1 protein-coding gene is annotated in these 1,490 nt (G+C 60.9%); it reads left to right on the forward strand.

The features are described from left to right. The coding region (gspE, locus tag NP596_RS21330; RefSeq protein WP_256617393.1) for a type II secretion system ATPase GspE at positions 1-1,414 on the forward strand (1,414 nt) is incomplete at its 5' end. Positions 1,415-1,490: the final 76 nt, after the last annotated feature.

Raw genomic sequence — 1,490 nt, forward strand, 5'->3', positions numbered from 1 at the left:
CGGGCAGCGCTACAGCGTGCTATATCGCCGGGACGCGCCGGTGGCGGCCTTGCTGGAAGTGCGGCGCCTGCTGAACCAAGCGGCCCGTTTCGAAGCGGTTGCGGATCAGGATTTCGAGCGCCGCCTGCAAGCCGCCTACGAGCATAAATCCGGCCATGCCCAGCAAATGGTCAACGACCTGCACGAAAATGTGGATTTGTCGGACATGGCCCAGCACCTGCCCAAGCCGGAAGATTTGCTGGAAAGCGAGGACGAAGCCCCCATCATCCGTCTGATCAATGCGCTGCTGACCGAAGCCGTCAAGGAAAATGCCTCGGACATTCACATCGAACCTTACGAATCGCGCATGGTGGTGCGTTTTCGCGTCGACGGCGTATTGCGCGAAATCATCGAGCCGCAGCGCGAATTCGCCCCCATGGTGATTTCGCGCCTGAAAGTCATGGCCAAACTGGACATCGCCGAAAAGCGGCTGCCGCAGGACGGACGTATTTCCCTGAATATCGGCGGCCGGACCGTCGATGTGCGGGTGTCGACTTTGCCCTCCGGCCACGGCGAGCGGGTGGTGCTGCGTTTGCTGGACAAGCAGGCCAATCAATTGGATCTGAAACAGGTCGGCATGGCGCAACGGGAACTGGATTGCATTCAAGGCATGATCGCCCGCCCGCACGGCATCATCTTGGTGACCGGCCCCACCGGTTCCGGTAAAACCACCAGTTTGTACGCCATTGTCAACCAGCTTAATCAGCGCAGCCGCAATATTTTGACGGTGGAAGACCCGATCGAATATTACCTGGACGGCATCGGCCAGACCCAGGTCAACAGCAAGGTGGAAATGACTTTCGCTAAGGGTCTGCGGGCCATTTTGCGGCAAGACCCGGATGTGGTGATGGTAGGGGAAATCCGCGACCGGGAAACCGCCGAAATCGCCGTGCAGGCCAGTTTGACCGGGCACTTGGTATTGTCCACCCTGCATACCAACACTGCGGTCGGCGCCATTACCCGCCTGCGCGATATGGGCGTCGAGCCGTTTTTGTTGGCCTCCAGCCTGGTCGGGGTGATCGCCCAGCGCCTGGTGCGGGTACTGTGTCCGCATTGCAAGCAAGCCGCCGCCGTCGAGGGGCGGGATTTGCTCAGGCTGGGCTATGCCGGCCCGCCGGATGCCGCCGTGAATATCTATCAACCCCAAGGCTGCCCGCAATGTTACGGCCACGGCTACAAAGGCCGGGCCGGGATTTTCGAGCTGATACCGCTGGATAGTGCCATGGCGAAATTGATACACGACGGCGCCGGCGACATGGCCTTGGAAAGCCATGCCCGCACGCTGGCGCCCAGCATTCAGCAGAGCGCGCTGGACAAGGTGCTGGCCGGCGAAACCAGCCTCGACGAAGCCTTGCGCATGACGCTGAAGGACTAAACCGTGCCGGCGTTCGAATACCAATGGAGTAGGTCAGGGTGCGCGACAGCGTTCCCTGACGAAGCTGGGGCCGGTA

The organism is Methylomonas rivi (genome assembly GCF_024505165.1).
In the GTDB taxonomy this organism is placed as follows: Bacteria; Pseudomonadota; Gammaproteobacteria; order Methylococcales; family Methylomonadaceae; genus Methylomonas; species Methylomonas rivi.